Source organism: Pseudoflavonifractor sp. An184, from assembly GCF_002160305.1.
Lineage (GTDB): Bacteria > Bacillota > Clostridia > Oscillospirales > Oscillospiraceae > Lawsonibacter > Lawsonibacter pullicola.
In genome coordinates, this window is record NZ_NFKI01000025.1 from 41925 (window position 1) to 49713 (window position 7789).

The 7789-nt window shown below is 65.4% G+C and carries 7 protein-coding genes; 6 read left to right on the forward strand and 1 reads right to left on the reverse strand.

All coding sequences use genetic code 11. The features are described 5' to 3' along the window. Position 1: 1 nt before the first annotated feature. Entirely contained in the window at positions 2–670 is a 669-nt protein-coding gene (locus tag B5F19_RS09730; RefSeq protein ID WP_087289997.1) for a TenA family protein, read from the forward strand. Positions 671–713: 43 nt separating this feature from the next. Here the strand turns inward: B5F19_RS09730 and B5F19_RS09735 are convergent, their stop codons facing one another. After that, positions 714–989: a DUF1905 domain-containing protein gene (locus B5F19_RS09735; RefSeq protein WP_087289999.1), complete on the reverse strand. Its 276-nt coding sequence runs from the start codon at positions 987–989 to the stop codon at positions 714–716. Between the two features lie 112 nt (positions 990–1101). On the opposite strand from B5F19_RS09735, the gene B5F19_RS09740 reads away from it, so the two are divergent. From B5F19_RS09740 to B5F19_RS09760, 5 genes are all read left to right on the forward strand, one after another. Further along, the gene (locus B5F19_RS09740) at positions 1102–2484 is read left to right on the forward strand and encodes an aldehyde dehydrogenase (protein ID WP_087290001.1); all 1383 of its coding nucleotides are present in this window, start codon (positions 1102–1104) and stop codon (positions 2482–2484) included. A gap of 253 nt (positions 2485–2737) precedes the next feature. Beyond that, complete coding sequence (larE, locus tag B5F19_RS09745) at positions 2738–3490, forward strand: ATP-dependent sacrificial sulfur transferase LarE (protein WP_087290003.1); 753 nt, start codon at positions 2738–2740, stop codon at positions 3488–3490. Positions 3491–3575: 85 nt separating this feature from the next. Further along, positions 3576–4337 carry a nickel pincer cofactor biosynthesis protein LarB gene (gene larB / locus B5F19_RS09750; protein ID WP_087290005.1) on the forward strand — a complete coding sequence of 254 codons (762 nt, stop codon included), beginning with the start codon at positions 3576–3578 and terminating at the stop codon, positions 4335–4337. Position 4338: 1 nt separating this feature from the next. Then, positions 4339–5655 (forward strand): nickel pincer cofactor biosynthesis protein LarC, encoded by a 1317-nt coding sequence (gene larC / locus B5F19_RS09755; protein WP_087290007.1) that lies wholly within the window; start codon positions 4339–4341, stop codon positions 5653–5655. A 125-nt stretch (positions 5656–5780) separates the two neighbouring features. Next, positions 5781–7385: an ABC transporter substrate-binding protein gene (locus B5F19_RS09760; protein ID WP_343219427.1), complete on the forward strand. Its 1605-nt coding sequence runs from the start codon at positions 5781–5783 to the stop codon at positions 7383–7385. Positions 7386–7789: the final 404 nt, after the last annotated feature.

Genomic DNA, 7789 nt, shown 5'->3' on the forward strand with positions numbered 1-7789 from the left:
TATGTCATTTACCAAACGTCTCGTGGAAGACAGCCTCCCCATCTGGGAGGACTGCCTGAACAGTGAATTTCTCCAGCGCATGGCGGACGGCTCCCTGGACCCGGAGTGCCTCAAGGGGTACATCGTGGACGACAGTCTCTACCTCCGGGAGTACGCCAAGGTGTTCGCCTGGGGCATGACCAAGGCGGAGGACATGGACGCCATCCGTAGCTACTACTCCCTCCTCTCCTTTGTCAACGAGGGGGAGGGGGCCACCCGCCTTCACTACCTCCGGCACTTCGGCCTCTCCGACGGGGACATCCAGCACCTCCCCCTCCGCCCGGAAAATCAGGCCTACACCGACTGCATGATCCAGGCCGCCCGGGATGGGGAGGGCACCCCCGAGTGCATGATGGCCTGCCTCCCCTGCATGCTCAGCTACGCCTGGATCTTCCAGCGCCTGCTCCAGCAGGCCCCCGGCCTGAAGGACTCCCTCTTCTGGCCCCTGGTCCGGGACTACGCCGGCCCGGACTATGAGGCCGCCTGTGAGTCTTGGTCGCGCTTCACCGACCGGGTCTGCCGGGATCTGAGCCCGGAGCGCCAGCAGGCCTGCCTGGAGATTTTCCGGGCCTGCTCCCTCCACGAGCTCCACTTCTGGGAGATGAGCGCCAAGCCCCGCACCGATCTGTAAATGTAAAGCCCGCCGCTGAGACTGCTCCGCGGCGGGCTGTTATTTATTCCTCCAGGGCCTCCAGGGTGACGGTCACGGTGTCCCCGGGCTGTTTGCCCAGCCGCTCCCGGATATCCTTCCGTACCCCCAGAATGGGGCAGGGCGTCCCGTCCTCCCGGAACACCCCCATATAGACCAGGCTGCCCCGGTAGGAGACCCCGTCAAAGTCGGCCCGCACCCGCACCCGGCCACGGCCAAACTCCTGCCGCAGGTCACAGGGAAAGCGCACGTAGGCCCCGCCCCGCTCCGGCACCGCCTCAAAACAATACCGCCTGCCCATCCTTTTCCCTCCCGTCTTTCTCCTATTATACCGCAGTTCCGGCGGAATTTTCCTTGACCTTTCGCTTTATTTGGGGCAAGATAGATGGGAAACTGTTAGAGGGAGGCGCGCTATGCCCACCGAACAAGCGATTCAGGCCCTGCTGGAACAGCAGAGAGCCCACTTTTTCTCCGGCCGGACCCTCCCGGTCCAGGCCCGCATCCAGGCCCTGGACAGGCTGGAACAGGCCATTCTGGACCACGAGGAGGACCTGTACCAGGCCCTCCAGGCCGACCTGGGCAAGTCCCGGATGGAGGCGTTTCTGTGCGAGATCAGCCTCACCCTGTCCGAGCTGCGCTATGTGCGCAGACATGTGCGGCGCTGGGCCCGGAAAAAGCCGGTCCTCCCCTCCCTGGCCCAGTTCCCCGGCCGGTGCTCTGTTCTGGCAGAGCCTTACGGGGTGGTACTCATCCTCTCCCCCTGGAACTACCCGGTCCTCCTCACCCTGGAGCCCCTCATCGGAGCCATCGCGGCGGGGAACTGCGCGGTGGTAAAGCCCTCCGCCTACTCCCCCAACACCTCCGCTGTGCTGGCCGCCCTCATCGGGGAGGCCTTCCCCCCGGAGCACGCCGCTGTGGTGGAGGGCGGACGGCAGGAGAACCAGAGCCTGCTCTCACAGCCCTTTGACTACATCTTCTTCACCGGCAGCGTGGCCGTAGGCCGGGAGGTGATGACCAAGGCGGCCGCCCATCTCACCCCCGTCACCCTGGAGCTGGGGGGCAAGAGCCCCTGCATGGTGGACGAGACCGCCGACCTGACCGTGGCCGCCCGGCGGATTGTCTTTGGGAAATTCCTCAACTGCGGGCAGACCTGTGTGGCCCCGGACTATGTGCTGGTGTCCCAATCTGTAAAGGAAAAATTCTTGTCGGAAATCGTCTGTGAAATCGGCCGCATGTATGGCCCGGACCCTCTGCAAAATCTGGGCTATGGAAAGATCATAAACCAAAAGCACTTTATGCGACTGGCCTCCCTCCTGGACCGGGAGAAGGTGGTCGTGGGGGGCGGCTGTGACCCGGAGCGGCTGCGCATCGCCCCCACGGTGCTGGACGGCGTATCCCCTGAGGACCCGGTCATGCAGGAGGAGATTTTCGGGCCCATCCTGCCGGTGCTCACGGTGGACTCCCTGGACCAGGCCATCGCCTTCGTGCGCGCCCGGCCCAGGCCCCTGGCCCTGTACCTGTTCACCTCGGACCGCACTGTTGAGCGCCGGGTCTTCCGGGAGCTCTCCTTCGGGGGCGGGTGCGTCAACGACACCATCCTCCACCTGGCCTCCTCCCGCCTGCCCTTCGGCGGGGTGGAAAACAGCGGTATGGGAGCCTACCACGGAAAGCGGAGCTTCCTCACCTTCAGCCATGAAAAGGGAATTTTAAAAACCTCCACCCGGCTGGACATGCCCCTGCGCTATCCCCCCTACACACCCCAGAAGGAGCGGTGGGCCCGGCGGATACTGAAATAATTTTAAGGCGACGGAGAAAAATTTTTCCGTTCCCCCTTGACTTGGAGTATACTCCAGATGGTACACTAAGACTGTCTCAGGGAGCTCACACAATTCCGGCACGAAGCCGGACCGTCCGGCCAAGCTGGATCTCCGCTCCCTGGACCGTTCATTTTTTACGTTTCCTGTCATTTGGTGTCACGAAGGCGCCTGCTTTTTCCCGCCGAAGCGGGGGAAAACAGGCGCCTTTTTCTGCGGAGAGGAGTTTCCTTCTATGACCCTGAACGAATTTTTCAGCCTGGTTCCAAAGGCGGCCGTGGCCTTCTCCGGCGGGACCGACTCGGCCTTCCTGCTGTGGGCGGCCAGGGAGTGCGGCTGCGAGGTGCGGGCCTACTATGGTAAGACCGCCTTCCAGCCCCAGTTTGAGCTGGAGGACGCCCGCCGCCTGGCCTCGGAGCTGGAGGTCCCCATGACGGTGGTGGAGGCGGATATTCTTTCCGTCCCGGAGGCGGCGGCCAACGGGCCCCAGCGGTGCTACCACTGCAAGACCGCCCTGTTCTCCCGGCTGCGGCAGGCCGCCCGGGAGGACGGATACACGGTGCTCCTGGACGGCACCAACGCCTCGGACGACGCGGGAGACCGGCCCGGCATGCGGGCCCTCCGGGAGCTGGAGGTGCGCTCCCCCCTGCGGGAGTGCGGCCTCACCAAGGATGAGGTCCGCCGCCGCTCCAGGGAGGCGGGGCTGTTCACCTGGGACAAGCCCGCCTACGCCTGTCTGGCCACCCGCATCCCCACCGGCGCCCTCATCACCAAAGAGGACCTGGAGAAAGTGGAGCGGGCGGAAGGCGCCCTGCACGCCCTGGGGTTCCGGGACTTCCGGGTGCGGCTCTTCCACGGGGCGGCCCGCCTCCAGGTGACGGAGGAACAGCTGCCCCTGGTTTTAGAACAGCGGGAGGCGATCTCCTCCTCCCTTGGGGCCGCGTTTGACGGGGTGCTTTTGGACTTGAAGCCCCGCGGCCTCGAATAAGGGCGCGGCCGCACGCGGCGGGGGCAAGCCCCCGCCCTACCGCATACTGCCCTCTGTGCACTGTCAGTCAATGGAGGTTTTCAACATGGATAATAAACACGACATTTTGGCCCTTCTTCGGGGTGTTGCCGATGGAACCACCACCCCGGAGGACGCCCTTCTGAAGTTAAAAGAGGCCCCCTTTGAGGACTTGGGCTACGCCAAGGTGGACTTCCACCGCTCCGTCCGCCAGGGGGCGGCCGAGGTGATCTACGGGGCGGGCAAGACCCCGGAGCAGATCTCCGGGATCGCCCGGACCATGGGGGAGCGGGGCTGCCGGAACATTCTGGTGACCCGGATCTCCCAGGAAACGGCGGACCTGGTGGACCAGTCGGTTCCCCTGGACTACCACCCGGAGGCCCGGCTGGGCCTGGCCTACCCTGGGGAGCAGAAGCGTCTGGGGAACATCGTGGTGGCCACCGGGGGCACCAGCGACATGCCGGTGGCCGAGGAGGCCGCCCTCACCGCCGAGGCCATGGGGAACCGGGTCACCCGCCTGTACGACGTGGGAGTGGCCGGGCTCCACCGGCTGCTCTCCAACCTGGACACCCTCATGTCCGCCCGGTGCGTGGTCGCCGTGGCGGGAATGGAGGGGGCCCTGGCCTCGGTCATCGGCGGGCTGGTGGACTGCCCCGTCATCGCAGTGCCTACCAGCGTGGGCTACGGGGCCAGCTTCGGCGGCCTGTCCGCCCTCTTGAGCATGCTCAACTCCTGCGCCTCCGGGTGCAGCGTGGTCAATATCGACAACGGCTTCGGCGCGGGGTACCTGGCCAGCCGCATCAATCAAATGGAAGGTCTGGTGGAATAAGATGAAGACACTTTACTTGGAATGCAATATGGGGGCCGCCGGGGATATGCTCATGGCCGCCCTGTATGAACTGCTGGAGGACAAGCAGGGGTTCCTGGATACCATGAACGGCCTGGGGCTCCCCGGGGTGCGGCTGGAGGCCCAGCCGGCCTCCACCTGCGGCATCGCGGGCAACCACATGGCGGTGACGGTGGACGGCCAGGAGGAGACCGAGCCCGCCGCCCCGGAGGCCGCAGGCCAGGACCATCTCCACCACGGGGAAGAACATCACCACCATGACCACGAACACGAGCATGGGCATGAGCATGAGCACGGCCACAGCCACGACCATGACCACGACCACGACCATGGGGAGGAACACCACCACCATCACCACCACGCCACTCCGGGCCACATCGGAGCGATGATCGACAGCCTCCCCCTGCCGGAGGAAGTCAAGACCCATGCCCGGGGCGTGTACGACGCCATCGCCCAGGCCGAGGCCAAGGCCCACGGCTGCCCCGTGGGGGACGTACACTTCCACGAGGTGGGGGCTCTGGACGCGGTGGCCGACGTGGTGGGGGTGTGCTACGCCCTGTACCTGCTCCAGCCGGAGCAGATCCTGGCCTCCCCCGTCCACGTGGGCAGCGGCACGGTGCGGTGCGCCCACGGGATCATGCCCGTCCCCGCCCCCGCCACCGCCAACCTCCTGGCCGGAGTGCCCATCTACGGCGGGACGGTCCGGGGAGAGCTGTGTACCCCCACCGGGGCCGCCCTGCTCACCCATTTCGCCCAGTCCTTCGGCCCCATGCCGGTGATGACTGCCCAGGCCGTGGGCGTGGGGATCGGGACCAAGACCTTTGAACAGGCCAACTGCGTCCGGGCATTCCTGGGGGAGACCGCCGGGGAGGCCAACGGGGAGATTCTGGAGCTGGTGTGCAACATCGACGACATGACCCCCGAGGCCCTGGCCTTCGCCTGCTCCCGCCTGCTGGAGGAGGGGGCTCTGGACGTGTACGTCACCCCCGGAACTATGAAAAAAGGCCGCCCCGGCCACGTTCTCACCGTCCTGTGCGCCCCCGAGCGGGAGGGGGACCTGGCCCGGCACATCCTCACCGAGACCACCACCAACGGTCTGCGGGTACGCCGCTGCGGCAAGTATTTTCTGACGCCGGGAGCGGGTCAGGTCCAGACCCAGTGGGGCCCGGTGCGGCTGAAGCTGGCCCAGGGCTACGGTATCGCCCACGCCAAGCCGGAGTTTGAGGACGCGGCCACCCTGGCCCGGGAGCACGGGGTCTCCTATCAGGAGGTCGTGAAGGAGATTTTGGGAAAGCTGTGACCTCTCGTTCCGCTCTATAAAGAGCGGCTGTCAGCCGCCCGTAAACCTTCTTTGATCTTTCCTCGATTACAGCGGGCGCATGCTATGCGCCCCTACATCCCATCCGTTCAGAAAGAGGTATCTCTGTGAAGCGATTTTCCTTTCTTATATCTGTTGTTCTCTCTGGTTCCCTGCTCCTGGCCGGCTGCGGGGGGAATGCCGCCGGCTCCTCCTCCGGACCCGCCCAGGGGACGGACACGGTGGTGGTGGCCATGGACCCCAACTCCGAGCCCGCCTCCGGTTTTGACCCCGCCTTCGGCTGGGGGGCCGGGGAGCACGTCCACGAGCCCCTCATCCAGTCCACCCTCACCGTTACCAACGCGGACTTGACCATCGGCTATGACCTGGCCACCGGATACACCGTCAGCGAGGACGGCCTCACCTGGACGGTGACCATCCGGGACGGCGTGTCCTTCACCGACGGGGAGCCCCTGACGGCGGAGGACGTGGCCTTTACTTACAACACAGTCAAAACTTCCAGCTCGGTGAACGACTTCACCATGCTGGACTACGCGGAGGCGGCGGACGAGACCACTGTGGTCTTTCACATGACCCGGCCTTTCTCCATCTGGCCCTACACCATGGCCATCGTGGGCATCGTTCCGGAGCACGCCTATGACCCGGCCACTTACGGCTCCAACCCCATCGGCTCGGGCCGGTACACCCTGGTCCAGTGGGACCGGGGCCAGCAGGTGATTTTGGAGGCCAACCCGGACTACTACGGGGATGCCCCCAAAATGCGCCGGGTGGTCGTCCTCTTTATGGAGGAGGACGCCGCCTTCCTGGCCGCCCAGGCGGGGCAGGTGGACGTGGCCTACACCTCGGCCACCTACTCCGACCAGACCATCGGCGGCTACTCCCTGGCCGCCTACAACAGCGTGGACAACCGGGGGGTCAACCTCCCCGCCGTCCCCGCCGGGACGGACGGCCAGGGCCGGGCGGTGGGCAACGACTTCACCGCCGACGTGCAGGTCCGCCGGGCCATCAACCTGGGCGTGGACCGTCAGGAGATGATCGACCATGTGTTGAACGGCTACGGCTCCCCCGCTTACAGCGTGTGCGACGGTCTGCCCTGGTACAATGGGGCTTCAGAAGTGGCCTACGACCCCGAAGGGGCCGCCGCCCTGTTGGAAGAGGCGGGCTGGCTCCTGTCCGGCGACGGCTACCGCTACAAGGACGGGGTGCGGGCTCAGCTGGATCTGCTCTACTCCACGGGCGATTCCGTGCGCCAGGCCCTGTGCGCCGACTTCGCCAACCAGATGGAGGAGCTGGGCATCGCCTGCACCCTGGAGGGGGTGGGCTGGGACACCGCCTATGACCGGGCCCTGTCTCAGCCTCTGATCTGGGGCTGGGGGTCCCACACCCCCATGGAGCTCTACAATCTCTACCACACCATCGGGGACACCGGCTCGGCCCAATATACCCCCTACTCCAATCCCACGGTGGATTCCTACATGGACGCCGCCCTGGCCAGCACCGATCTGGAGGAGTCCTACCAGCTCTGGCAGCTGGCCCAGTGGGACGGGACCACCGGCGTCACCCAGGAGGGGGACGTGCCCTGGGTGTGGCTGGTGAATGTGGACCACCTCTACTGGGTGCGGGACGGGCTTCAGATCGCAGAGCAGAAAATTCATCCCCACGGGCACGGGTGGTCTATTGTCAACAATGTGGATCAGTGGGGCTGGTCTTGATTGGATTGTGCGCGGGAGATTTCGCCGCCTGCGGGCGGCGAGCTTCTTTCTGGATGCCCAGAAAGAAGCCAAAGAGGCACCAGGGGGAAGCTCAGGATGAGCGCTTCGCGCTCATATTCGCTCCCCCCCTGGACCCCATTACGGGGGACGCGTACCTGTTGAATTTTGCAGAATTTCCGGCGCGCAAAATCTGAGTGACACTCTAAATTCCCGCCGGGCCACTGGGCCCTGGGTTTGCAAAAATTGCCGCTGGTGCAGCTCCACTTCCGCGCCTGGGTTTTCTCAGCCAACGCTCCCGGTGCAAATCCCAGCGGGAGACCCAAGGGCCTCCCCTACCCAAACCTGGACCCAGTACAGTCATGCCGTAGGGGCGGGTCCCAGACCCGCCCGCCGTCCCCCTGAGC